This window comes from Streptomyces sp. NPDC054757, assembly GCF_053612185.1.
Genome location: NZ_JBSHBW010000004.1, coordinates 1 through 24936, shown reverse-complemented (window position 1 = coordinate 24936; position 24936 = coordinate 1). Strand labels below are relative to the sequence as shown.

The window sequence follows — 24936 nt, the reverse complement described above, 5'->3', positions numbered from 1 at the left end:
TTCCACAACGGGAGGACGCGATGACAACCACCGAGGCGGCCGGCGCGCCCGACCGCACAGGGCAGGAACCGGGCGGCGAGCCCGTCGTGCACGGCTACCACAAGCAGAAGGACGAACACCTCAAGCGGCTGCGCCGGATCGAGGGCCAGATCCGGGGACTCCAGCGGCTCGTGGACGAGGACGTCTACTGCATCGACATACTCACCCAGGTATCGGCTTCCACCAAGGCCCTGCAGTCCTTCGCGCTCCAGCTCCTGGAGGAGCACCTGCGGCACTGTGTGGCGGATGCCGCGGTCCGTGGCGGCGAGGAGATCGACGCGAAGGTCGAGGAGGCCACCAAGGCCATCGCCCGGCTGCTGCGGACCTGAACCCGCCCGCCCCTGCGGTGGCTGAAAATCGCCGGTCGGTCCGCTGAGTCCGCTCGGTCCGCTCGGTCCGCTCAGCTCTCCGGGCCCCGGCGGGCGCGGGGGCACCCGTCCGGGTGCGCGGCCCGGGCGGACCGTGCGGTCCGCACCATCAGTACCTCGTCGATACGGGCCTGGCTGAGCCGCTCATCGGGAGAGGCGGCGGCCGCGATCATCAGCTCTCCGCACAGTTCGATCTCGACGAGGGCGACGCGGTCCTGGACGGTGAGCACTCCGGCCATGGCCATCACCCCTTTCTGAGCCGACTTCCCAGCGTAGGGAAACGCCCACACCCCGCGCATGGCACGGACGGACCATTTCCCCCTGGTTCCTGCCGGTTCCTACTCGACGGTCCCGGCGTAGATGTCGCCGGTACGCGGCAGCGTCACCGTGACCGGTGTGCCGAAGTCGTACAGCAGCGTCTCCGACGCCACCTGCACGGTCTGCCCCTGGTTGGCGAAGCTGAACGTCTCGCGCACCTTGCGCAGCCGCCCCTCCGCGTCGAAGTAGGCGTCGAACGGCACACCGGGCCCCGCGAACCCCTTCGCCGCAGCGGCGAGAACCGCACGGGCCTGCGGCGCCGCGTTCCGTGCGGCCACCGCGAGATCGACGGTCCCCTTGTAGTGCCGAACGGGCGCCCCGGCCAGCTGCTCCGTACCGGCGTACGCCACACCGCGCGCCCCGCTCAGCACCTCGGCCGCGATCAGCGGATCGGTCGCCCCGTTGGTCACCAGATTCCCGTCCGAGAGCTTCGCCGGCTCGATACGGACCCACTCGCCCGCGGGCACCCTGGCGCCCCGGTTCTTCATGTAGACGGCGGCGGGCGTCAGGAGTTCGGTGATCGGCGGATGCTCCTCGGCCCCCGCGGCGTCCGGAGGGAGCGTGACCCGGAGCCGGCCGCGGCGCCGGCCGAAGTCGAAGCCGCCGGTGCCCCGGATGGTCACCCGGGTCCCGCCGGTCGCCATCGTCATAGCCGTCCTGGCCCGGGAGCTCCCGGCGCCCGCCAGGACGTGCGCGGCCTGCCTGACCGCTTCGGCTGCGCCGTTCCCGTCGTCCGCCGACGCACCGGCCCTGGCTGTGCAGCCACCGGCCCCCACCACACCCACCAGGGCGAACGCGGCGCCGGCGAGCGCCCTGGCTCTGCCTCTGTACTGCTCCACCATCGCCTGCCAACCCCCAACGCCTGGCCAGTAATCGTCCGCGCCCTCCTGCTCCGCCTAACGACTCCCGCGAACCGCCGTCACGCCCGCGCCCACCCGTAAGTACCGCGACCGCCGTCCCGGCCGTAAGCGCCCACCCGTCGGTGCCCACCCGTAAGTACCGCGACCGCCGTCCCGGCCGCGCCCGCCCGTCAGTACCGTGGACGGGTGCGCGACGACGACCCCCCACGGACCACCCGGCAGCACGCCACATCGACCTCCGAACGCGGCTCCTTCTGTACGGCCCGCTGCAGCTGCGGCTGGTCGGGCCCGGCCCGCCGCTCGCGCGAACGCGCCCGTACGGACGCGGTGGAACACACGGCAACGGCCTGAGCCGCCTCTCTCCGCCCTCCCCAACACCCCCCGAATTCCCCACATTCCACGGCATCTGCGGCATCCCCGGAATCCCCGGAATCCCCGGTGCCCGAACGGGCAGGCGCGGCAGGGAACCCGTACGCCCACGCGTCTCGTCTCGTACGCCGGGAGGTCTCCACATGCAACGCCGTACTCTGCTCACCGCCGTACCCGTCCTGGCCACCGCCGCCGCCTGCCGCGGCACCGACAGAGCCGACAGTTCGGGTGTTTCAGGTGGTTCCGGCGGATCGGGCGGTACCGATCAGAAACCACCGGGTTCCACACCCGGTTCCGCATCCGGGGGGACCGCCGGCGGCAGCCCGGCGCCCGCCGTGTCCGGCTCCGGGTCGCTGCCCCGGGCCGCCGCCGACTGGACCGCGCTCGGCCACGGGCTCGACGGCAAACTCGTCCGCCCCGGCGACGCGGACTACCCCACGGCCCGTCAGCTCTACAACACCCGGTACGACAGCCTGAAGCCCGCCGCCGTCGCGTACATAGCGGGCGAGGACGACATACGCGAGTGCCTCGCCTACGCGCGGGCGCACCACGTCCCCGTCTCGATCCGCAACGGCGGCCACTCGTACGCCGGCTGGTCGTCGGGCAACGGCCGGCTCGTCATCGATGTGTCGAAGCTGTCTCGCATATCCGCCGACGGCACGATCGGCGCGGGCGCCAAGCTGGTCGACATCTACGAGACCCTCGGCCGGAGTTCCCGTGCCATCCCCGGCGGCTCCTGCCCCACGGTCGGCATCTCGGGGCTCACCCTCGGCGGCGGCCATGGTGTCGCTTCCCGGGCGTACGGCCTGACCTGCGACAGCCTCACCTCCGCCACCCTGATCACGGCGGACGGCAAGCGCGTGACGGCGAGCGCCAAGGAGAACAAGGACCTGTTCTGGGCGCTGCGCGGCGCGGGCAACGGCAACTTCGGTGTCGTCACCGGCATGACCTTCCGTACCCACGCGGCGCCGCAGACCGTCTCCGCCTATATGTCCTGGCCCTGGTCGAAGGCGCACGCGGTCATCGACGCCTGGCAGAAGTGGGGCCCCGAACAGCCCGACGAGATCTGGTCGTCGGCGCATCTGGAGGCCGCTTCGGGCGGCGGCACCCCGAGCGTCTCCGTCGCCGCGTTCTCACTGGGCACGTACGGAGACCTCCAGAACGCGGTCGACCGTCTCGCCGACCGGGTGGGCGCCCCAGCCCGCTCCGTCTCGCTGCGCAGGCGTGGTTACGAGGACGCGATGCTGGTCTACGCGGGCTGCGCGAGCATCAGCGAGGACCAGTGCCATCTGCCGGGTCCGACGCCCGGCCGCCGGACCCGGGGCACGCTGCAGCGCGAAACGTACGCCGCCGCATCGGACTTCTACGACCGGACGCTCCCCGCTGCCGGTATCGACGCCCTGCTCGCCAGGGTCCGGTCCTTCACCGGACTGAGCGCGTCGCAGGGCGCGGGATCGGTCGCGCTCACCGCGCTGGGCGGCGCGATCAACCGGGTCTCCCCCTCGGCCACGGCATTCGTACACCGGCGTTCACGGGTGCTGGTCCAGTACCTGGCGTCCTGGCGGCCCGGCACCTCGGGCAGCGCCCAGCAGTCCTGGCTCAGGGACACCCACCGGGCGATGGGCCCGTACGCCTCCGGGGGCGCCTACCAGAACTACATGGACCCGAAGCTGACGGACTGGCGGACGGCGTACTACGGGGCGGGAGCGGCGAGACTGGCCGGGCTGAAGAAGCAGTACGACCCGCAGCGGCTCTTCGACTTCCCGCAGGCGCTCTGAGGGGGTGGGGCGCTCCGTCACCTCTCCTCTTCCTTCTTTTCAATCAGCTCCGCTCCGTCTCAGGCGAAGCCGGTGACGGTGACGGTGACGGTAACCGTCAGGGTCAGGGCCGCCGGGTCCGCGACCGTCCGCAGCACCGCTGCCCGGACGGCGCGCGTGACGTCGACGGCGCGGTGGCCCTGCCGCAGCACCACGAACACCTCGGCCGTCCAGCCGTCACAGCCTTCGCGGCCTTCACGAGCGTCCGTACCCCCGGCCCGCCCGATCCGTACGCCGGACGGCCCGGTGCGGCCCGCCGTACGCAGCAGCCCGGAGAGTCCGGGCCGCAGAAACGCGACTCCGGGCACGCCGAGCGCCGCTTCCGCGACCGCCGCCGACAACTGCGCTCGCGTCTTCTGATCCGTCATCGCACACCCCCAGCGGTGCCGCCGAAACCACGATCGACCACACCACCGTCAACGACATCAGCGACACCGGCAGCATCGGTGACATCGGTGACATCGGTGATGCACACATCCACCGAAGCCACCTCCATCCCCAGTGCACTGTCCGCCGCACCCGCGATCCGCTCCCGGATCTCGTCCGCCGCCTCCTGGAGATTCAGGGTCAGCGCGACGGACGCCTCGACCCGTACCCGTACAGGACCCCGCGGAGCCGTATCCGCCGGCCCGGCGGAGGAACCGGCGCGGTCGAGCGGGGCGATCCGACAGCTGCCCACCTGCACACCCGGCACCAGCTCCGCCGCGGCCCGGAACGTCCTGGCAGCAGCCGCCTCCACGATCCACGCGTCCTCGTCCGGTTCACCGAGCGGCAGCGTGCGCCCCGGCCGCAGTTCGAGCCGGACCACGTCCATCACCCGCTCGACAAGGGTGAGCGCGTCGGCGTCGGTGGCAGGTCCGGTGTCCTCCATGTCCCGGGCCCCCCGCACGGCGACGCCGAGCATGTCGAGGTCGCTCAGCGCGGCAGCGCAGTACTCACAGCCCGCGGTATGGGCATCCGTACCGCCCGTGTCCCACTGTTCCCACACCTCGGAGAGCAACCGGCCGCAGAGCAGCCGCTCGTCGCCGGTGCCTTCGCCGGTGCCTTCGCCGTCCGCCGCGTCCTCGGGCGGCCCGGGGTTCGCAGTCACCGCCATGCGCCCATCGCCTCCGTCAGACAGCGCCGTGCGCGGAAGACCCTGGCCCGGACCGCCTGCTGGCTGATCCCGACCGTCTCCGCGATGGTCTCGTTCGGCAGCCCGTGCAGTTCCCGCAGCACCCAGCAGGCGCGCTGCTCGGGCGAGAGCCCGGCCATGGCGGCCGAGAGCGCCTCCACCGCCGCGTGCGACTCGGCCGCCCGCGCGGGCGAGAACGCATGCTCGGGGGCCTGTGGTTCCGGTACGGAATCGAGCCCCGCCACCGGCCGTCTCGCCCGCAGCACGTTCAGACAGCGGTTGGTGACGATCCGGTACATCCAGGTACGGAAGGTTGCATCGCGGCGGAACTCGGGCAGCTTGCGCCAGGCGGCGATGAAGGAGTCCTGCACGGCGTCCTCCGCTTCGGTCCGGCTGCCGAGGAGCCGGGTGGCCAGTTGCAGCAGTACGGGCCCGTGCCTGCGTACCAGTGTCTCGAACGCTTCCTCGTCACCCTCACCGGCCCGTACGGCCAACAGCCCGTCGGCGCGCCAGGGACGGCCATCGCCTTCGGCCGGCGTCTTGTCCAGGTCTCCCGGCACGCGGCGGCTCCTCTCCTCTGCTCACCGGGTTGGACACCGGGCGGGCGCCGGCGTTACGCGCCACGGGCACGCTATCCGCAGCGGCCCCGCCGGGAGCAGTAGGCAGAGCGCAGCCGTACCTGCCGCCCGGACACGCCACCAGCAGCGCCCGGTCTCTTCCGGGATTTCGCGTAACGCCGTACGCGCGGCCGTGTCGAAGGAAGCAGACGCGCACGCCGTGCAACAGGGACGTGCGACAGCCCGGCAAGAGCGGCACCGACTCACGAGGAGAACCCGATGACCACTCAGGAACTGTCCGCGACCACCCAGGAAACGTCCACAGGCGCGAGCGGCACAAGCGGCACGCACGGACCGAGCGGCACAAGCGGCACGAGCGGCACGAGCGGCACGAGCGGCACGAGCGGCGTCCGGAGGACTCCCGGCTCCACCACGGTGAGCGGCGGAGTGAGCGGCGCCGCGGAGCCCGCGTCCTCGCGCGGCAGGACGTCCATCGCGGACGTGGTGGTCGTGAAGATCGCGGGCATGGCGGCGCGTGAGATCCCCGGCGTGTACGACATGGGCGGTGGCCTCTCCCGCACCGTCGGCGCCCTGCGCGACCGCGTCCCCGGCAACCGTCCGAACGTCGGCCGCGGCGTGAAGGTCGAGGTCGGCGAACGGCAGACGGCGATCGATCTGGACCTGGTCGTGGAGTACGGCGTGGCCATCACCGAAGTGGCGCGCGACGTACGCGAGAACGTGATCGCGGCCGTCGAGCGCATCACCGGCCTTGAGGTCGTCGAGGTGAACATCGCGGTCAACGACGTACATCTGCTGGAGGACGAGGACCCCGCCCCGGGCATGGACACCCGCGTGGAGTGAGCGGGGAGGGCGGCCGAGGTGAAGTGAACGGAAATGAAGTGCTGTGAAGTGAAGCGAAGTGGGGTGAGGTGAGCCGTGAACAGATCATGGGTGGGGCTGCTGGTGGGGATGGCCCTGGGGTTCGCCGGCTGGTTCGGCGGCTTCGGAGCGTTCCTCCTGGTCGCGGCGCTCGGTGCGATCGGCTGGGCGGTGGGCCGGGCCTCCGATGACGAGGGATTCGACTGGCGTCGGTTCCTCACCACCCGCGACCACCACGGCCCACGCGCCGGCGGGCGCTTCGACGACGGGGCGCGCTTCCGCGAGAGCAAGCGCTTGGATGACAGGGCGCACTTCGACGACAGCGGACTCTTCGACGACAGCGGACTCTTCAACGACAGGGCGCGCTCCCGCGAAAGCGCCAACTCCCGTGACCGGTACGGCCGATGACGGCCCCCGCCGAGCGCGGCACGCTGACGGTGGCCGACCGGGCGGTGCGCAGAATCGCCGAACGCGCCGCCGGGGAGGCCCTGCCGCCGGGCGACGCACGGGTCACCCGCGGCTCGGTCACCGTGCAGGGCCGCCGCGCCCAGGTCGCGGTGGATGTCGCCCTGCCCTACCCGGCACCGCTGGACGATGCGGGCAGCCGCATCCAGCGACGTGTAACGGACCGCACCGCCGCCCTGACCGGCCTCGCCGTCCCGGACGCCCGTATCCACATCCGCGCCCTCCCGGCCCGCACGACGGTCACGTCGGAACCGGGAGACGCCGCCGGCCACCAGCCGCACCTGCCCAACCGGCCCCACCACTCCCACCGCCCCCACCGCCCCTGGGCAGAACGCCGGATCCCCGCAGCCCTGCTGGGCCTCACGGCAGCGGCGGGGTGCGGACTGCTCCTGTACGACGTCGTCCAGGTGCACGCCGCCCACCGCGCCCCCGCCCGATGGCGCACGGGCCTGCTCGACCAGCTGGCCGGGCACGGTCCGGGCGACACCGTGGTGACCGCGGTCGGGGCGGTGGCGGCGGTGGCCGGACTGTGGCTTCTGCTGCTCGCCCTGACGCCCGGCGCACGCAGGGTGCTCCCGATGACCCCGCTCTCCCCGGAGCTGCACGCCGTACTGGAACGCCGGGCGGTGGCCGTACTCGTACGGGATGCCGTCGCCGCGGTCCCCGGCATCACCCGGGTACGTACCCGGGTCGGCAGACGCCGGGTCACGGTACGCGCCCGACTCGGCTTCGGGGACCGGGCCACCGCCCGCCGTGAAGTGACGGAAGCGGTCACCGGAACACTCACGCGGTGCGGCCTGGCCCGCCCGCTGCGCCCGCACACCAGAGTGACCCCGGCCCCGCACTGGCAGGACACACCACCGCCGCAGGGCCCCGCCCCGCAGCCCCGCCCCGGCAAACCCCCGGCAGCCCCTGCCCCCGACGCGCACACCCCCACCCCGGCTGCCCCCGACACGCTCCCCCTGAAAGAGGCCGCATCCGATGAGCCGACTCCGTAACGGAACGAACCGGGCCGCCCTGGCGTGCGCCGGTCTCGTCCTGCTCGCCGGGGGCGGCCTGCTGGCCACGGCCGCGCCCGGCGTACGCTCCCGGCTGCCGTCCGGGTGGCCCCGCCCCGGGCGCGGCACCGTGCTCCTGGATCGCACCGGCCTCGCGCGGCTACGTGACCACGGCTGGTGGACCCCTACCGTGCTCGCCGCACTCACCGTCGCAATCCTGCTCCTCCTGTGGTGGGTCATCGCCCAGCTCCGCGGCGGCGCCCGTGGACCCGTACCGCTGACCAGACCCGGTGTCACCCTGCGCACCCGGGCGCTCGCCATGGCGATGGCCGAGCGGACGGCCGCGCTGCCCGGAGTGGACCGCGCCCGCATCGCGCTGCACGGCCGCCCGCACCGCCTCACCGCCCGCGCCACCCTGCTGCTCGCCCCGGACGCCGAGCCCGCGGCCGTGCTGGGCCGGGTCGCCACCGGCACCCTCGCCGAAGCCCGTACGTCGGCCACCCCCCGGGCCATCGCGGCCGATGTCCGCCTCGGCGTACCCGCGCACCGCTCCCGCCGCGCCACCTGAGAACCGGGGTAAACCCCCAGGCCGGGGGCAGGAGCCAGCAGTCACAGCAGCAACCCACCCCCACTCCCACCCACACCAGCACCGAGAGCAGCACCGGCCCCGGCCGGCAGAGAGGCACGCATGGAGCGACGGACCGCACCGGAGCCCGTCGAGAGCCCGGCCCGGCCGTGGATCCCCCGCCCCGGCCGCCGTACACCGCGCCCCCGCCCGGGCTCCGGCGTCTGGTCCCGCGGAGGAGCGGCACTGCGCCGCACCCCGGTCTCCATGTGGAACGAGGACGTGTCCGACTGGGCCGCCGCCCTCACCTACTACGCGATCCTCGCGCTGGTCCCCGCGCTCCTGGTCACCATCTCGGTCATCGGCCTGGTCGCTCCGGCCACGACCGACGAACTCATCGCCGACGTGAGCGCCTGGGCCCCCGCCGAATCCGGCGCCGCCCTGCACCAGGCCCTGAGCCATGTGGCGGGCCAGCGCTCCGCCGCTCTGACGGTCCTGATCGGCGGCGCCTTCAGCGCCCTGTGGTCCGCCTCCAGCTACCTCGCCGTCTTCCGCCGCGCCCTGCACTCCATGTACGCGGTGAAAGACGAACGCCCCGCACTCCGCAAGGCCCACCGCATCCTGCTGACGGCCGTGGCCCTGCTCGGGCTGCTGGTGGTGAGCGCCCTGGTGCTGGTACTCAGCGGCTCCCTGGCCGCCTCCCTGAGCCGCGCGCTGGGCCTGGGCAACAGCGCGGGCAACGACGCCTGGACCCTGCTCAAGTGGCCCACCCTGCTGTGCTGCGTGGCCCTGCTGGTCCTGATCCTCTTCCGCTCCGGCCCACCGGCCGCCCGCACCACCCACCGCGGCCTGCCCGGCGGCGTACTGGCGGCGCTGCTCTGGCTGACGGCATCGGCGGGCTTCACGGCGTACGCGGCGGGGTTCGGCACGTACAGCAGGCTGTACGGATCACTCGCGGGCGTAGTCGTGTTCATGGTCTGGCTCTGGGTCTCGAACCTGTCCCTGCTGGCAGGAGCCCAGTTCAACGCGGAACTGACCCGAGCCGCCCAGAAGCCCAATCCACCGACCGAGGCAAACCCAAGCCCGCCCGACCCAAGGCCCAATCCACCGACCGAGGCAAAATCAAGCCCGTCCGGGGGCACCTCCCAGCGTTAGCCGGGGGAGATTGAGGACCGGGGCCCGGGGCGGAGCCCCGAGAAACCCCCACGCGCACACCCCGCACGCGCACACCGCATCCCGCAACCCCCGCCCGCAACCCGGACCCCTGTCACGCGGCCAGATCGTTCCGCCCCGACTCCGACCGCGCCTCAGGAATCTCCACCGCGGCAGCCGCCACCCTCCGTACCCGCCGCGACCGCACCAGCACCCGCCCCCGCTCGGAGCGGGCCACCGCCCGCACCAGCGGGGTCAGCAGCGCCATCGCAAGCGGCGAGAGCAGCAGCGTCACCGCCGTCCCCAGCGCGAACCCGCCGACCACATCGGTCGGGTAGTGCACGCCCATGAAGACCCGGCAGAACCCTTCGGCCAGCGCGAGCCCGATCGCGGCGAGCCCGAACTTCCGGTGCGCCACGAAGAGTCCGGCCCCGATCGCCATGGCCAGCGTCGCGTGATCGCTCACGAAGGAGAAGTCGGTCTTGCCCTTCACCAGGACATCGAGCCCCTGGTGGTCGACGAACGGCCGTGCCCGCCGCACGAATCCCCGGATCGGTACGTTCACCAGAACCGCGATCCCGGCGGCCAGCGGGGCCCAGACGACGGCGGCGACAGCCGTCACGGCCGACTCGGCCTCCGGCCGCCTGCGCACACTCCACCAGCACCCCAGCACAAGCAGCACCACCGCGAGCAGAATCCCGTACTCGCCGATGAACTCCATGGCCCGGTCCGCCCAGCCGGGGGCCGACCTGGCGAGGCCGTTGACGTCGTAGAGCAATCGGACATCAGGGTTCGACCCATCACTTGCGAGCCCAGCCATTCGCTGCCCCTTGCCTCTGCCTTCGCTCCACCGTGCGGCCCGCGTCCGTGCAGGCCGCTCTGCCAACCCCCGCGGTCAGTGCGCGCTCGTTGTCATCCCGGACAGCCGTCCCGGACGGTCATCCGGGAAAGTCGTCCCGGACAAGGGAACGCCCCGCGCGCCCGCGGCGTTCCGCTCTCCACCGAAAGATCACCAGGACGTTATCGAAGAGTGACTCATCGTCGCAGCTCAGAGCGACCGGTGTCACAGTGAGTTCAAGCCAGGCGACGGAGCGTCTCAGGCTTTCGAGGGGGTTTTGGGGAGTGCTTTCGCGCCATCCTGGGTGACCCGGGTGGCCCCGAAGTAGTCCGGCGAGTCGATCTTGTCGAACCGGATCACGGACCCGGTGTACGGCGCGTCGATCATGTACCCGCCGCCCACGTACAGCCCCACGTGGTGAATGGCACGGGAGTTGGACAGATCGTTCGAGAAGAACACCAGGTCCCCCGGGAGCAGTTGGTCCCTGGAGGGGTGTTCCCCCGCGTTGTACTGGTCGTTGGCCACCCGGGGCAGCGTGATCCCGACACTGCGGTAAGCGGCCTGAGTCAGCCCCGAACAGTCGAACCGCCCACCCTGCCCCGCGGTACCGGTCCCGCCCCAGAGATAGGGCGTACCGAGCTTCTGCTGCGCGTAGTAAATGGCCGCTGCGGCCTGCTGCGAGGCGGCCACCCCGTTGACCGGCTGCGCGAAACTCTTCTGCAGGGTGCGGATGACCTTGACGTAGTTCTGGGTCTCCCGGTACGGCGGGACCCCGCCGTGCTGGATGACGGCGTACGACCCCGCGTTGTACGCGGCGAGCATGTTGTCGCTCTGATTGCCCGGCACGTTCTTGACGTATCCGGCCAGTTCGCAGTCGTACGAAGCGGCTGACGGAATCGCGTCGGCCGGATCCCAGATGTCCTTCTTGCCGTCGCCGTTCCCATCGACCCCGTGCGTCGCCCAGGTGCTGGGAATGAACTGGGCCATCCCCTGCGCGTTCGCCGGGCTCTTGGCCGTCGGGTCCCAGCCGCTCTCCTGGTACAACTGGGCCGCGAGCAAGGCCGGGTTGAGCGCGGGACAGAGATTGCCCCACTTCTGCACGGTCGTCTGATAAGCGCTCGGCACGGCTCCCTTGGCCAGCGCGACGCCGGACTCGGCGCTGCTGCCGATTCCGGCGGCAGCGGAATACGTACCGAAGACGAGCAGGCCGACGAAGCCCAGACTCGCCCCGAACCCGATCCCGCCCACGACCCAGACTTTGCGCATCCCTCAACCCTCCCCCATTCGGCCCCGGTTCACTGCCTTCTTTACCCGGAAGCCCGAACAGCTGATGCCGGCGTAGTCCGTTGGGGTCGATTCGATGTGGGAGAAGACGACGGCCCCGTCCCCGGGGTCGGCCGAGTCCTGAATGCTGTCCTCGACGCTCCCCCGCACGGGAGGGATCCGGCCCATGCCACGGGCCCCGAGCCTGGCGAACAGTGCGTACGCGCCGATCCGTGACGGGTCCTGAGGTCTGAGTGCATCCACCGGGCCCACTTTTTCAGCCGCCCGGGCGCCGAGCAAGGGGCGTTGGCCCGTACCACGGCCTGTCAGCGCCCGTTTCAGTGGCCGGCTCAGTGGCCGCCTCGGAGGTCGCCTCGGAGGTCGCCTCAGCGGCCGCCCCCGAGGTCGCCCCAGCGGCCCGTCTCAGCGGCCCCCCGCACCGCCCTGCCGCAGCTTCCTGAAGGTGTATGCACCACCGCGCACGACCGGCACGGAAGTGCACTTCACCAGCGCCCTCCGGCCGTCCGCACGGCCGCTGCCATCGCCGGGCCTGCGGTACTCGACGATGTACGTCCCGTGCAGGACGACCCGGCTGTCCGGCTCCAGCGAGCAGGTGATCGTCGTACCGGTCTCCGTACCGGACTTGGCGACGGCGGCCAGCGGACCGGCCGTCATCCCCGCCGCAGCGCCCGGCCCGGAACCGGATCCCGGGCGGGGCCCCCGCACCGTCCGCACCGTGATGCCGCTGACCGGAGTTCCGCTGCCCGCACCACCGCCCAGCCGGCCGCCGGGCGCGGGGTGGACGAGCGCGGGGACGAACCCGCCGCGCGGCACCAGCGCGGCGAAGTCACCGTCCCAGGACCAGCCGGATTCGGCGTCGTACGACAGGTCCGCCGGGCTCATCCGGTCCAGGTCGACCTGGACCGCGGGCCCCGGGGCGGCCTTCACCACCGACCCGGGCGCCGCCGGATCCGCCGCGAAGGCGAGGACCACCTGGCCCAGCGGGAGGATGACGTTCTGGCCCCGCCCGGCCAGCGGGAGCGCACAGACCGGCACCGGGGCGCCGCCCCCCGGCGCGGGCTGCGCCAGACCGCACGAGAGCGGGGTCGCCGTGGTGTCCGAAATGGTGACCGCCCCCGGCGTACCCCCGCCGACGACGGTGGAGCGCGTCTCCGGCCCGACGTCGAGGGTCTGCCCCAGCGAGACCCGGGTGAGGTCCACACCCGCGAGCCTCGCCCCGGCCGGGTCCTCGCCGGTCGTGACGAAGGCGTAGTACTCCTCGGCCCAGGACAGTTCGGTCCGGGCCGTGTATCCGCTCATGGAGCTCCACAGCACGGGCAGCCCCCCGGTGCTCTGCTCGCTCTGCACGGCCTTGAACATCAGCAGCCGGTGACCGGCCGACCGCAGCCGGCCGACCGTCCCCGCGGGCATGTTCACCCGCACCGTGTACCGCACACCGGGAGCGGCAAACCGGTGGGACGCGCCCCGGGCCGGGCGGGCGGGCCCCGGGTTGGGGATGGGCCCCTGCGCCGTTCCCCGCGCCGGCTCCTGCCGGGCGGTCCCGGCGGACGCGGCCCTGTGTGCGCCGCCCAGCAGCGCGGGGACGAAGGCGGCGGCGCCCGTTACCGCACCACCCGCGGAAACCTGCCTGAGAAAGGTGCGCCGGGACTGCTCAGCCATGGGATGTCCTCCGAGTCTCGCGGTGGCAGAGCCGCCGGACCGGTCAGCGGGGCAGCCCCGCGGGCACCTCAGCACACCCCCGTACGGCTCGGTGCGAGGCACACGGCCCGACCGCGGCGCCTGCACCCGCACGGCCGAAGAACAGGGCGGGGCGCACCCGCCGCACGGACCGCCGTATGGATCCGCCGTACGGACCGCCGTACGGATCCGCCGCGAAGGGACGGCCCGCCCTCCGGTTCGCCGAGCTCTCCCGCAGCGGCGTCATTGCCCGGCGTCACCCCCCGTGATACACAGAGTAACCATGCGTGTTCGACCGAACACGAGTCCGCGCCGCAGGTCAGAGCAGTCTGTTCGGACAAATGTATGGGCATGCGGGTAAAGAGAGCCGCCGGGTTACACACGGGGGCTGTTTCATCAGCGAAGATAGGGCGTGACCCCTGCACCGGAGCATGGGCACGAACTACCCGATAGGGGCGGTGAGTTACATGAACCTGGCAGCCGACAAGGGCGACATCAGCACCATCATCGGCGGAATCGCCCCCAACTGGGGGCCGTTCGGCAGTCTCGGCAACGAGGCACGGATCATGGTCGAGGTCGTGATGGCGGTCGCCATCCTCCTCTGCCTCGGCATCGCGATCTGGGGTGCGGCCAAGCAGCGTATCGGCGCCACCGCCCTGCGGGACACCTTCAGCGCGGAACAGGGCAAGGGCCTGATCGTCGCCGGACTCACCGGCGTCTTCATCATCGGCTCGCTGGGCACGGTCTTCACCATCGTCTACGGCATGGCCGTCTGACCCCGCATCATCCGTCCCGCACACCCCGGGCGTGCCCGGCCCACCCAGAGGTTGCGCATCGCTGATGTCGAGTCACCACAGCCCGCCCGTACGGGAACCAGCACAGTTACCGTCGTACTGCACAACACGGCACACGGTTGAGGGGACGTCCGCGGCATGAGTCTCGGAGACGAGAACAACTACGGCAGCGACGCGGGGCGGTCCGACGGCATGGGCGGATCGGGCCAGACCCGCACCCGCCTGCCGGAGGGCGAGGGCGATCCGTACGGTGGCGCCAGACGCCCCGTACGCGCCTCACGCTCCCTCGTCACGGTCGTGGGCGTCGTGGTGCTGCTCATCGCCGCCATCGCCTTCGCCAACCGCGGCAACGGAAACGACAGCGGCGACTCGGCCTCGGACAGCAACGGAGCGAAGAAGCCCGGTTCGAACGCTACGGCGGCCTCCGGCGTCACCCCGGTCACGGGCAACAACAGCGGCATCCCCTCCGGCTTCGCCCACACCAGCCAGGGGGCACAGAGCGCGGCGGCGAACTACGCGGTGGCGCTGGGTTCTGACGGCATGTTCAAGGAGGACACCCGCCATCGCATCGTGAAAGCGGTGTACGCACCCAACGTGGCGGCCGCCCAGCTGAGCGATCTCGACAAGGTCTACTCGGGGCAGAAGTTCCTCGCAAGCGTCGGCCTCAAGGCGGACGGCTCGGCTCCCGCGGGCCTGACCTTCGTCGCCCGCACCGCCCCCGTCGGCACCAAGGCCGTCAAATTCGCCACGGACACCGCAAGCGTCTCGGTCTGGTACTCCTCGCTCTTCGGACTGGCGGGCGCGGGCTCGACCAACCCGGTCTCCGAGAGCTGGTACACGAACACCTTCGACCTGAAGTGGATCAATGGCGACTGGAGAGTCACGGGCTCCAGCCAGAAGGACGGGCCGGTGCCCGTCGGCCGCGACCAGACCGCTTCCAGCGCCAAGGACATGGCTGACGCGGTGAAACAGTTCGGAGGGTTCACTTATGCCAGGTAAGCATTCCCGCCGCGCCCTCTCACTGGCCTCCCTGGCCGTAGCCGTACAGACGGCCGCCGTCCTGCTGGCGACCCGTGCGGCCGCCGCGCCGTCACCCACTCCGAGCCCGGGTGCGAGCAACGGCGCCTGCGACCTGATCCGCGGACGCGCCCACGACATCTGCGAAGGCGACGCCGGCTCCGGTACGCACACCAACAACACCCCCCCGGCCGACTCCCTCGACCCCCTCTCCTCCCTCGCCAAGGGCTGCGCCGACGCCGCCGCCTGGATCGTCGGCAAGCTCTCCGACGCGGTGAAGAGCACCGCCAACGTCGACTTCACCAACAGCTCCTTCCTCCGCCAGTACGCCGTCGTCTTCGCCGCCTCCACCATCCTCACGCTGGTCCTCTGGCTCCTCGCCGTGGCCAAGCGCGCCGTCCGCGGCGTCCCCCTGACCACCGCGCTCTCCGAGGCCATCGGGTTCCTCTGGCTGACGGTCATCGCCTCCGCCTTCACCCCGCTGATCCTCTACACCCTGGTCTCCGCGACCGACAGCGTCACCCAGGTCATCGCCTCGGCCACCGGCGGCAAGAACGACATGTTCTTCGGCGCCTTCGCCGAAGCCCTCAAGAAGGGCTCCGACATCGGCGGCGGCCCGATCATGCTGATCGTCACGTCCCTGGTGTCGATCCTCGCCGCCGGCGTCCTCTGGCTCGAACTCGTCATCCGCGCCGCCCTCCTGTACGCCGGCGCCCTCCTCGGCACCGTCGTCTACGCGGGCCTCGTCGACAAGAACATGTGGGGCCACGTCCGCCGCTGGGCCGGCATCATGATCGCGGTAATCATGGTCAAACCGGTCATCGTCATCGTGCTCGGCCTCGCCGGCGCGCTCTCGTCCGGCAAGGGCCCGAACTCCTTCTCGGCCGTCGTCTCCGGCCTTGCCATCATCCTGCTCGCCATCTTCGCCAGCGGCATGATCTACCGCTTCGTCCCCGGCTTCGGTGACGAGGTCGCCGCCTCCCGCACCAACCGCAAGTCCGCGACCGACGGCTCCCAGGCCGCCGCCATGATCAGCTCGCCCGCCGCACTCGTGTCCCAGGGCATCAAGACCCACAGCAGCCGCGGCGGAGGCGGCGGCGGAAACGACAGCGGAAGCGGCGGCGGAGGCGGCGGACGCCCCGCCAACCCGGTCTCCGGAGGCGTGGCGGCCCACAGCAGCCGCGGCGGCTCCGGCGGACAGAGCGGCCAGAGCGGCGGCGGAACCGGCGGGAAGATCCCCAACGCCGCCTCCCCGCCCCGTAACAAGCCGAGCAGCTCAGGAACCCACAGCACACGCAACAACGGCACAGGAGGAGGAGGGCGTTGACGACCCAGTCCCAGCCGGTCGCGCCCCGCCGCACGTATCTGATCGGCCGCGCCCGGCCATCGGCGATCGTCGGCAAGAACCGCGAGACGGGCGAGATCGCACTGATCATCGCGGGCGCCTTCCTCGGCATGATGTGCGGACTCCTCGTCCCCGTCCTGCCCCTGCGCATCGTGACCCTGACCGGCTTCCCGCTGCTGGCACTCGCCGTGGTCTACGTCCCGTACAAGCACCGCACGTTCTACAAGTGGTTCGAGATCAACCGCAGCTACAAGCGCTCCCTGCGCCGCGGCAGCGCCTACCGCTCCGCCACCATGGAGGCGGGCGTCGCGCTCGACGGCCGCGAGGTCGAGGTCGGCCCGCCGCCCGGCATCGGCCGGATCAACTGGCTGGCCGCCCCCTTCGGCCCCGACGAGATCGCCGTACTGCTCCACGCCGACCGGCGCACCGTCACCGCAGCCATCGAGATCGAGGGCCCGGGAGTCGGCCTGCGCGACTCGGAGGACCAGGAAGCGCTGGTGGACCGGTTCGGCACCCTCCTCAAGCATGTGGCCAACGGCGACGGATTCGTCACCCGCCTGCAGATCCTCGCCCGCACCCTCCCCGCCGACCCCGACGCCCACGCCAAGGACGTCGCCCAGCGCGGCGACCCCCGCGCCCCCGGCTGGCTCCAGGACTCCTACGACCAGCTCGCCTCCATGGTCTCCACCTCAAGCGAGCAGCACCGCGCGTACCTGGTGGCCTGTATGCACTTCACCCGCGAACTGGCCACCGAGGCCCACACCATGGCCCGCGCCGCCCGGCCGAGCGGAGGCCGCCGCCTCGACAAGGACGCAGGACTCGCCGTCGTCATGGCCCGCGAGCTCACCGACATCTGCGCCCGCCTCGCCGAGGCCGACATCCGGGTACGCCAGCCCCTCGGCCAGGGACGGCTCTCCTCGCTCGTGCACTCCATGTACGACCCGGACCACCCCATCGACCACATCCAGGCCATGACCAAGCGCAACGCCTGGCCCGCCGAGCTCGACGCCGTGGAGCCCACCTACCTCCAGGCGAAGACCCGCGAGTCCTCCACCCGCGCCCCCTGGTGTCACGCCACGGCCTGGGTGAAGGAGTGGCCGATGACCCCCGTCGGCGTCAACTTCCTCGCCCCGCTGCTCGTCCACACCCCGGACGTGATCCGTACGGTCGCGGTCTGCATGGACCTCGAACCGACCGAGGTCGCCATCGAGCGCATGCTCACCGAGAAGACCAACGACGAGGCCGAGGCCAGCCGCGCCGCCAAGATGAACCGGACCGTCGACCCCCGCGACGTCGCCACCCACGGCCGCCTCGACCAGCGCGGCGAGGACCTCGCCAGCGGGGCGGCCGGCGTCAACCTGGTCGGGTACATCACGGTCTCGTCCCGCTCACCCGAAGCACTGGCCCGCGACAAGCGGACCATCCGCGCATCGGCCGGCAAGTCGTATCTCAAACTCGAATGGTGCGACCGCGAGCACCACCGGGCCTTTGTGAATACGCTGCCGTTCGCGACCGGCATCCGCCGATAGGGGACCTGTGATGCGAGATCCGATGTCAGCCGTCACCGACGCCTTCGCCGCGTTCCTCTTCGGCAAGGTCGAGACGACCCGCCTCCCCGTCCGTACGTCGACGGGCCAGGCCCAGGCGGTCTATCTGCCGACCGCCGCCCCCGGCCTCGGCGACTCCGGCGTGATCATCGGCCGCGAGGTCTACTCCGGCAAGGGCTACATCTACGACCCCTTCCAGCTCTACGGACAGCAGCTGCCCGCCCCGCACTGGCTGGTGCTCGGCGAATCCGGCAACGGCAAGTCCTCGCTGGAGAAGACGTACGTCCTGCGCCAGCTGCGCTTCAAGGACCGCCAGGTCGTGGTACTCGACGCCCAGGGCGAGGACGGCGCCGGTGAATGGGCCCTCATCGCCCAGCAGCTGGGCATAACCCCCATCCGGCTCGACGCGATGGCCGCACTCGACGACGGCATCCGGCTCAACCCGCTGGATCCGGCCATCGCCACCACGGGCCAGCTCGCCCTGCTCCGCACCATCATCGAAGTCGCCATGGGCCACGGCCTGGACGAACGCTCGGGCTTCGCGCTCAAGGTGGCGCACGCCTACGTCAACGAGACGATCACCGACCGCCAGCCCGTCCTCACCGACATCGTCGAACAGCTCCGCCACCCCGAACCGGAGTCCGCGGAGGCGATGAACGTCGGTACGGACGACGTACGGGCCTGGGGCCTGGACGTCGCGCTCGTCCTGGACCGCCTGGTCGACGGCGACCTGCGTGGCATGTTCGACGGCCCGACCTCGGTCGGCATCGACCTGGACGCCCCGCTCATCGTCTTCGACCTGTCGCACATCGACCGCAACTCCATCGCCATGCCCATCCTGATGGCGATCGTCGGCGTCTGGCTGGAACACACCTGGATCCGCCCCGACCGCAAGAAGCGCATCTTCCTGGTCGAAGAGGCCTGGCACATCATCAACAGCCCGTTCGTGGCCCAGCTCTTCCAGCGCCTGCTGAAGTTCGGGCGGCGGCTCGGCCTGTCGTTCGTGGCGGTGGTCCACCATCTCTCCGACGTGGTGGACGGCGCGGCGGCCCGGGAGGCGGCGGCCATCCTCAAGATGGCGTCGACCCGGACGATCTACGCCCAGAAGGCCGACGAGGCACGGGCCACCGGCCGGGTACTCGGCCTGCCCCGCTGGGCCGTCGAGATCATCCCCACGCTCACCCCCGGCATCGCGGTCTGGGACGTCAACGGCAACGTCCAGGTCGTCAAACACCTGATCACCGAGGCCGAACGCCCCCTGGTCTTCACCGACCGCGCCATGACCGAGTCCTCGACCCCGGACGCCGACGACGCCCTGGCCCTCCAACTGGAGACGGAGGCGGAGGAACGGGCGGCCAGGATCGAGCGGCAGTTCAACGAGTCCTCAGAGTCGACGGTGGCCTGATATGCGCGACGCCCCGCACCGCGGCCTCCACCAGCCGTACGAGCAGCACGACCCGCACCACCCGCCCAACCGCCGGCCGTCCCGCTCGCAGTCGCGCGGCATCCCGGACGGGCTGCTGATCGCGCTGATCGTCTTCCTGCTCGGCCTGACCCTCCTGGTCTGGCTGGCGACGGGCCTCGCCGCGGTGTTCTCCCACGGCGCCTGGCCGCACGGGGTGACCGTCTCGCACACCCCGGTGGCCATGCGCGAACTGGCCGCTTCCCCGAAGGACCTCGCCACCGCCTGGCCGGACACCCCGGCGGGCCGCCTCTCGGGGTACGGGCTCTTCTGGGGCCTGCTCATCGGCGAGGTCCTGGTCCTGCTGGTGCTGACCGTGTTCGTCCTGGGCACGTTCACCCGCTGGCGCGCGGTGCGCGCCGCCCGCCGGACAGCGGCGAAGGGGACCGGCGCCGACAGGCCGTACGGTACGGACCGTTCGTACGGTACGAGCGGCCCGTACGGCGCACGGTACGGCGAGACGCAGGCCGGCCCCGACGGCACAGGACCGGAGCCGGAGCCCACGGTGACCCCGCGCGTGGCACCCCCGAGATCACCGGAGCAGCGGGCGACCGAGCCGTACGAGCCCCGGGAGCCGTACCCACCGCAGGGCACCGAACAGCACCCGGCCCCCGGACTCCCGGCCGGGACCGCACCCCCGGAGGGCAGTGCCACCCCTGCAGCGGCCATCCCCGCAGGCACCGCAACCCCTGCAACGGCCGCCCCCACAGCCACCCCCGCCCCGAGCACGCCCACACCGGCCACATCGGGCGCACCGGCCACACCGGCCACACCGATCAACCCGGGCACACCGGGCGCACCCAGCGCACCGGCCACACCGAGCACGTCCGCCGCACCGATCAACCCGGGCACGCGGGTCACCCCGAGCACGTCGGCCACACCCACCACCCCAAGCACCCCGGCCACCCCAAGCACCCCGACCACCCCCGGCACGCCGGTCACCGTGATCGCCCCCGTCCCGGCCGAGACCCCGCTCCCGGCGCCCCTCGTCCGCTTCGGGCCGGTGGCGGACCGCCGGGCCGCGGCGGTCCAGGCCGTGAGCGACGCGGCGGGCCCCGCACTCGTCGTCACCTCATCGCCCGCCGTCTGGGCCGAGACCAAGGACGCACGGGCCAAGCTCGGCCCCGTACTCGTCTACGACCCCGGCCACCTCTGCGACACACCCGCCCGCCTCCACTGGTCCCCCACCAGCGGCTGCGACGACGCCGACACCGCGGCCGCCCGAGCCGTCGCGCTGCTCGCACCGGTCCGGCCTGCCGCCCGGATCGACTCGGCCATGGCCGACACCGCGGAGACCCTCCTGCGCAGCTGGCTGCATGCCGCCGCCGTCGACGGCCGTCCGTTCCGGCAGGTGCACCGCTGGGCCCAGGGCGCCGGTCCCGCCCAGGAGGCCGTACGTATTCTGCGCACCCACCCACGGGCCCGCTCCGGGTCGGCCGGGCTCCTGGAGTCTGCGCTCACCGCGTACCCCGAACGCCGGGACATGGCACAGGAGCTGACGGCCCGTGCGCTGAGTGCGCTCTCCTCGGTCCATATCCGCGAGGCCTGCACACCGAACCGAACCGATTCGGTCACGCTGGAATCATTCATCCATGAAGGGGGCACCCTCTATGTGGTGGGTGAAGCAATCGAGGATCCGCGCACGCACCCCGGTGCCATGCCGTTGCTCACCGCACTCGCCTCCAGCGTGGTCGAGCACGGCCGCCGCTTGGCCGCACGGTCAACTGACGGTCGGCTCGACCCACCAATGGCGCTCGTCCTGGACGACATCGCCGCCGTCGCCCCGCTCCCGCAGCTGCCGGAGCTGCTGACCACCGGTCAGACGCACGGCCTGCACCCGCTGGCGCTGCTCCGCTCACGTGAACAGGCACGCGCCCGCTGGCCCCACCGGGAACTGCCCGAAGCAACACCCTTCTGAACCCGGCCGAACCAGCCGGGGCCCCGCGCCACCGGGCCCCGGCGAAGCCCCGAACCCCAGCGTCCTACTCCCAGTCCCAGTCGATCCCCACCCGCCCCGGCCGTACCTCCTGCTCCACGGTATGGACGGACCGGTACAGACCACTGAGCGTCAGTTCCTCACGTGCACCCCGCGCCGTCCCCGCCGATGCCTGTACGAAGCGCCGGCACCGCACCGGCAGCGCCCGTTCGTCGAAACGCACCTGAAGGACGTACTGCCCACCGGCGAAGCTGAACCCGCGTACGTACTCACTGCTGGGCCCGCCCGTGCCGTCCTCGAATCCGTACCCGAACACATAGGTCTCCCCCGCCCTCAGCCGGGCGTCGAACAGCAGCTCGGCGACGACCACCCCGGTCTCCCGCCGCCAACGCACCCGCCCCGTACGGCAGTTCTCCCCGGCCAGGACCTCCACCCGCCCGGGGTCGCAGCCGGGGTCCCCGTGGTGGATGGCCACATAGCGGTCGACCCCGTCCCGGTGCGCGCGGACCACATGCTGCGACGAGCGGCCGACGAGCCGACGGTCCGCCCCGATCCGTACGGACTCGTGGTGCCCCACCGTGTGCAGCCCGCCGTCCTCCGGGCTCTCCATCTCGGCGAGCAGCCCCTCCAGTACGGCCGCACCCGCCACGAGCGAACGGTACGGACGGGCGGGCGGCCGCCCCCCGGCCCCACGCGGCCCACCGCCTGCGTGTGCACCGCCCGCGGGCCCGCCGTCGCCGTCCGCGAGCAGCCGCACCAGTGAACCGGGCGGCAGCCGCAGCACCTCCTCCAGCGCACCCACCGCCCGCAGCGACTCGGCCCGCCGGGGCCTTCGCACCCCCTGCTGCCAGTAACTCAGGCTCGTCACACCGACCTTGACGCCCCGGCTCGCCAGATGGTGCTGGACGCGGTGGAGCGGAAGCCCCCGTACGGCAAGGGCGGTACGCAGCGCCAGCGGGAAGGGCCCGGTCCGCAGGACGCGCGCGAGTTCCGCACCGTCGGCCACCGGATCCGGTCCCACGATCCGTCTCATCAGCGCCCCTCCGGGTCCGGTGAACATTCACGGCGGCCGGCCGAACAGCACCCAGGCCCGAACCATCCGCGCAGGTGAGAAGGGGAGCCGTTCACAACCGGCCACGCGCCGTTCACAGAGCCGTGTCCTCGCGTATTCAACCGCGTTGACCCGCCCACAACAACACCCGATGCTCACCACAGCGTCCGGACGCACTCCTCCAATCCACCCCCACTCCGGGAGGAACGCGATGCGCACCCACAGCAGACGGCTGTCCCTGGCCGTCATCGGCACAGCGGCGGCCCTGCTCGCCCTGCCGACCACCACAGCGGCAGCTGCCCCCGCACCCAGCAGCCCGGTGGCCGCCCACTCGTCCACCACCGCGGCACCCGCGCTGGCGGGAGCCAAGCGCCTCAACATCACCATGCAGGAGCAGCAGCAGACCAACTGGTGCTGGGCCGCGAGCGGCAACACCATCGCCGGCTGGTACGGCCGCAACTACAGCCAGAACCAGTTCTGCAACGCCGCCTTCAACCGAAGCCAGAACGGCAACTGCCCCAACAACCAGGCCACCCTCGGCAACGTCCAGACCGGCCTCGACTGGGCCGGTATCAACCCGGGTTCGTATGTCACCGGCTGGCTCCAGTACTCCACGGTGCAGACCGAGATCAACGCCGGCCGCCCGATCGCCGACCGTATCCAGTGGTCGAGCGGCGGCGGGCACATGAACGTGATCTACGGGTACGACACGGCGAGCAACTGGGTCTACTGGGGCGACCCGTGGCCCTCGGACAACCGCTACAACTGGGCGGCCCACGACTGGTACGTCAGCAACAACGAGTTCTCCTGGACCCACTCGCTCTACCGGATCGGGGCGTGACCGCCATGCAGAGACCCCGTACGCACACAGACTCCGCCGCACACGGCCGCACCGTCCTGCGAGCGGCTCTCGCCGGGGCCGCGGCCACCGCGGTACTCGCACTGGCCCCCAGCGCATCGGCCGCCGACCACTCCACCGCCCCCGCCCCGCGCCTCACCGACTCGGCGGCCGGCCGCAGCGCCGCCCAGCGGGCGGCCACGGCCCCGGCCACGATCGGCACCCTGGCGCGCTTCTTCGCCAGCTCCGGCGCCCAAGGCGCCCAGTCCCACTCGGCAGCGTCAGCCGACGGCCCGGTTCCGCAGATCAAGGGCCGGGCCGTGCCCGTCTACACACTCTCCCCCGACTTCGTCGCAGCCCGCTCCGGCGCCCCGGTAGCCCGGCTGGACTTCCTGGCCAGCACCGCGGTCTCCGCCGACGGCCGGAAGGCATCGGTGTGGACCGTCCCGCAGGGCTCCACCTGGCAGGTGGTGAACATCGCCACCGGCGACGACGAGACCCGCTACGCGGCCAAGGGTGCCGCCGCGCTCCCCGGCGGCACCGTCTTCCGAGAGCCCCAGATCAACGCCTGGTACGCCACCAAGGGCACCAGGGTCGTGCCTCTGGACACCGAGGCCGTACGCGCGATCGGCGCCGGGGGAACGACACTCGCCGCCTACCAGCACCGGGTGCACCAGGCCTACGCCGACAAGCTGCCGGGCTCCGCATACGCGAAGAAGGGCGAAGCGGGCGGCTACGCGGACGACACCGACAGCCACCACACCGCGACACACACCAGGACGGAGACCCGGACCACCGCAGCCTCGCCATCCGGTTTGGCCGGCACAGCGCTGCTGGCGGGAGGCGCGGGCGCACTCGTCCTGGGCATCGGCGCCCTGTTCGTACGCCGCACCGCCCATCACACCGGGCGGGCGACCGCCATCTCCAGCTCGTACTCGCCCGTCGCGCCGGTCTCGCCCGTCTCGCCGGAGACAGGGACCGAGTAACCGGTCGGTACGAACCCGATCTTCCGGTAGAAGCCGGCGGCCCGCCCGTTGTCCTGGTGCACGAAGAGCCGCACCCGCTCGACCCGCGGCTCCTCCAGCGTCCAGGCCCACTCCATCGCCACCCGGAAGAGCTCCTGAGTGAGACCCACCCCACGGAACTCTGGCCGTACGTACACAGCGACCAGGTGCGCCTGCGGTACGGCGCTCACTTCGCCGAAGATTCCCTCGGCCCCGACGGGCTCGACCAGCACGACCACCGAGCCGGACCACACCCCGTCGGGGCTCTCCGCGATGAACTGCCGTGCGGCACCCCCGTGCGAGGTCCCTGCCGCCCGGTCCTGCCAGAAGGAATCAGGGCGGGCGATGGCCGCTTCATAGGTTTCCAGAAAGGCAAGAGGGGCCGCAGGGTCCTGGAGAGCGGCCAGCCGCAACTCCTTGGCCTTGCGCCACTCGTCAGCCCGTACGGGGCGTATGACGTCGTCCATGCCGGGATCCTGCCAGACAAGTCCGCAGAACCGCACATGAATATGACGGCACCCGGTGTATGAACTGCATGTGGACGCAGAAATGCCTCAGCCCCGGACCATAACGGTCCGGGGCTGAGGCCAAAAATTGTTCGGCGGCGTCCTACTCTCCCACAGGGTCCCCCCTGCAGTACCA

At 71.8% G+C, this 24936-nt stretch carries 26 protein-coding genes; 16 read left to right on the top strand and 10 right to left on the bottom strand.

From position 1 onward, the window contains the following. The first annotated feature begins 20 nt into the window (after positions 1-20). Positions 21-368, top strand: coding sequence for a metal-sensitive transcriptional regulator (locus ACWGKJ_RS07005; protein WP_385031044.1), 348 nt, complete (start codon positions 21-23; stop codon positions 366-368). A 71-nt stretch (positions 369-439) separates the two neighbouring features. On the opposite strand, the gene ACWGKJ_RS07000 is transcribed toward ACWGKJ_RS07005, so the two are convergent. Then, complete coding sequence (locus ACWGKJ_RS07000; RefSeq protein ID WP_385031047.1) at positions 440-646, bottom strand: hypothetical protein; 207 nt, start codon at positions 644-646, stop codon at positions 440-442. A 99-nt stretch (positions 647-745) separates the two neighbouring features. After that, positions 746-1567: a hypothetical protein gene (locus tag ACWGKJ_RS06995; protein ID WP_385031050.1), complete on the bottom strand. Its 822-nt coding sequence runs from the start codon at positions 1565-1567 to the stop codon at positions 746-748. 204 nt (positions 1568-1771) lie between these two features. Between ACWGKJ_RS06995 and ACWGKJ_RS06990 the strand changes: the two genes are divergently transcribed. Together ACWGKJ_RS06990 and ACWGKJ_RS06985 are read left to right on the top strand one after the other, a co-directional pair. Further along, the gene (locus tag ACWGKJ_RS06990; protein WP_385031053.1) at positions 1772-1936 is read left to right on the top strand and encodes a hypothetical protein; all 165 of its coding nucleotides are present in this window, start codon (positions 1772-1774) and stop codon (positions 1934-1936) included. Between the two features lie 161 nt (positions 1937-2097). After that, positions 2098-3732: an FAD-binding oxidoreductase gene (locus ACWGKJ_RS06985; RefSeq protein WP_385031056.1), complete on the top strand. Its 1635-nt coding sequence runs from the start codon at positions 2098-2100 to the stop codon at positions 3730-3732. Positions 3733-3791: 59 nt separating this feature from the next. On the opposite strand, the gene ACWGKJ_RS06980 is transcribed toward ACWGKJ_RS06985, so the two are convergent. From ACWGKJ_RS06980 to ACWGKJ_RS06970, 3 genes are read right to left on the bottom strand one after another with little or no spacing between them, the layout of a single operon-like run. Further along, a complete protein-coding gene (locus ACWGKJ_RS06980; RefSeq protein ID WP_385031059.1) occupies positions 3792-4139 on the bottom strand; it encodes an Asp23/Gls24 family envelope stress response protein in 348 nt (115 codons plus the stop codon). Then, the gene (locus ACWGKJ_RS06975; protein WP_385031063.1) at positions 4136-4867 is read right to left on the bottom strand and encodes an Asp23/Gls24 family envelope stress response protein; all 732 of its coding nucleotides are present in this window, start codon (positions 4865-4867) and stop codon (positions 4136-4138) included. Before ACWGKJ_RS06975 ends, ACWGKJ_RS06980 begins: the two co-directional genes overlap by 4 nt. Continuing rightward, the gene (locus ACWGKJ_RS06970; RefSeq protein WP_385031109.1) at positions 4858-5433 is read right to left on the bottom strand and encodes an RNA polymerase sigma factor; all 576 of its coding nucleotides are present in this window, start codon (positions 5431-5433) and stop codon (positions 4858-4860) included. Before ACWGKJ_RS06970 ends, ACWGKJ_RS06975 begins: the two co-directional genes overlap by 10 nt. 288 nt (positions 5434-5721) lie before the next feature. Here ACWGKJ_RS06970 and ACWGKJ_RS06965 point away from each other — a divergent pair, with 288 nt between their 5' ends. From ACWGKJ_RS06965 to ACWGKJ_RS06945, 5 genes are all read left to right on the top strand, one after another. After that, positions 5722-6303, top strand: coding sequence for an Asp23/Gls24 family envelope stress response protein (locus ACWGKJ_RS06965; RefSeq protein ID WP_385031066.1), 582 nt, complete (start codon positions 5722-5724; stop codon positions 6301-6303). Positions 6304-6378: 75 nt separating this feature from the next. Beyond that, positions 6379-6729 (top strand): hypothetical protein, encoded by a 351-nt coding sequence (locus ACWGKJ_RS06960; RefSeq protein ID WP_385031114.1) that lies wholly within the window; start codon positions 6379-6381, stop codon positions 6727-6729. After that, positions 6726-7784 (top strand): DUF6286 domain-containing Asp23/Gls24 family envelope stress response protein, encoded by a 1059-nt coding sequence (locus tag ACWGKJ_RS06955; RefSeq protein ID WP_385031069.1) that lies wholly within the window; start codon positions 6726-6728, stop codon positions 7782-7784. Before ACWGKJ_RS06960 ends, ACWGKJ_RS06955 begins: the two co-directional genes overlap by 4 nt. Then, positions 7768-8352 (top strand): hypothetical protein, encoded by a 585-nt coding sequence (locus tag ACWGKJ_RS06950; protein ID WP_385031071.1) that lies wholly within the window; start codon positions 7768-7770, stop codon positions 8350-8352. The genes ACWGKJ_RS06955 and ACWGKJ_RS06950 overlap by 17 nt, the downstream gene beginning before the upstream one ends. Before the next feature lie 120 nt (positions 8353-8472). Beyond that, positions 8473-9504, top strand: a complete 1032-nt coding sequence (locus ACWGKJ_RS06945; protein ID WP_385031074.1) for a YihY/virulence factor BrkB family protein — start codon at positions 8473-8475, stop codon at positions 9502-9504. Positions 9505-9616: 112 nt separating this feature from the next. Here the strand turns inward: ACWGKJ_RS06945 and ACWGKJ_RS06940 are convergent, their stop codons facing one another. From ACWGKJ_RS06940 to ACWGKJ_RS06930, 3 genes are all read right to left on the bottom strand, one after another. Continuing rightward, positions 9617-10321, bottom strand: coding sequence for a phosphatase PAP2 family protein (locus tag ACWGKJ_RS06940; protein ID WP_385031076.1), 705 nt, complete (start codon positions 10319-10321; stop codon positions 9617-9619). A gap of 276 nt (positions 10322-10597) precedes the next feature. After that, positions 10598-11605, bottom strand: a complete 1008-nt coding sequence (locus ACWGKJ_RS06935) for a C40 family peptidase (protein WP_385031079.1) — start codon at positions 11603-11605, stop codon at positions 10598-10600. A gap of 420 nt (positions 11606-12025) precedes the next feature. Continuing rightward, entirely contained in the window at positions 12026-13282 is a 1257-nt protein-coding gene (locus tag ACWGKJ_RS06930) for a hypothetical protein (protein ID WP_385031082.1), read from the bottom strand. A gap of 485 nt (positions 13283-13767) precedes the next feature. On the opposite strand from ACWGKJ_RS06930, the gene ACWGKJ_RS06925 reads away from it, so the two are divergent. The 6 genes from ACWGKJ_RS06925 (at position 13768) to ACWGKJ_RS06900 (ending at position 21383) form a co-directional block, all read left to right on the top strand. After that, positions 13768-14076: a hypothetical protein gene (locus ACWGKJ_RS06925; RefSeq protein WP_164265700.1), complete on the top strand. Its 309-nt coding sequence runs from the start codon at positions 13768-13770 to the stop codon at positions 14074-14076. A gap of 156 nt (positions 14077-14232) precedes the next feature. After that, positions 14233-15093: a hypothetical protein gene (locus ACWGKJ_RS06920; protein ID WP_385031085.1), complete on the top strand. Its 861-nt coding sequence runs from the start codon at positions 14233-14235 to the stop codon at positions 15091-15093. Beyond that, on the top strand, positions 15083-16438 hold the full coding sequence (locus tag ACWGKJ_RS06915; RefSeq protein ID WP_385031088.1) for a hypothetical protein: 1356 nt from the start codon (positions 15083-15085) through the stop codon (positions 16436-16438). The genes ACWGKJ_RS06920 and ACWGKJ_RS06915 overlap by 11 nt, the downstream gene beginning before the upstream one ends. Continuing rightward, a complete protein-coding gene (locus tag ACWGKJ_RS06910) occupies positions 16435-17985 on the top strand; it encodes an SCO6880 family protein (RefSeq protein WP_385031091.1) in 1551 nt (516 codons plus the stop codon). The genes ACWGKJ_RS06915 and ACWGKJ_RS06910 overlap by 4 nt, the downstream gene beginning before the upstream one ends. Before the next feature lie 10 nt (positions 17986-17995). Beyond that, positions 17996-19408: an ATP-binding protein gene (locus ACWGKJ_RS06905; RefSeq protein ID WP_385031094.1), complete on the top strand. Its 1413-nt coding sequence runs from the start codon at positions 17996-17998 to the stop codon at positions 19406-19408. 1 nt (position 19409) lies between these two features. After that, complete coding sequence (locus tag ACWGKJ_RS06900; RefSeq protein ID WP_385031097.1) at positions 19410-21383, top strand: type VI secretion protein; 1974 nt, start codon at positions 19410-19412, stop codon at positions 21381-21383. Between the two features lie 64 nt (positions 21384-21447). Here the strand turns inward: ACWGKJ_RS06900 and ACWGKJ_RS06895 are convergent, their stop codons facing one another. Then, positions 21448-22434, bottom strand: a complete 987-nt coding sequence (locus ACWGKJ_RS06895; protein ID WP_385031100.1) for a hypothetical protein — start codon at positions 22432-22434, stop codon at positions 21448-21450. Between the two features lie 229 nt (positions 22435-22663). Here ACWGKJ_RS06895 and ACWGKJ_RS06890 point away from each other — a divergent pair, with 229 nt between their 5' ends. Further along, positions 22664-23293 (top strand): papain-like cysteine protease family protein, encoded by a 630-nt coding sequence (locus tag ACWGKJ_RS06890; RefSeq protein ID WP_385031103.1) that lies wholly within the window; start codon positions 22664-22666, stop codon positions 23291-23293. Between the two features lie 5 nt (positions 23294-23298). After that, positions 23299-24276, top strand: coding sequence for a hypothetical protein (locus ACWGKJ_RS06885; RefSeq protein WP_385031112.1), 978 nt, complete (start codon positions 23299-23301; stop codon positions 24274-24276). On the opposite strand, the gene ACWGKJ_RS06880 is transcribed toward ACWGKJ_RS06885, so the two are convergent. After that, complete coding sequence (locus ACWGKJ_RS06880; protein ID WP_385031106.1) at positions 24189-24761, bottom strand: GNAT family N-acetyltransferase; 573 nt, start codon at positions 24759-24761, stop codon at positions 24189-24191. The two genes, ACWGKJ_RS06885 and ACWGKJ_RS06880, sit on opposite strands and share 88 nt — an antisense overlap. Positions 24762-24936 lie beyond the last annotated feature (175 nt).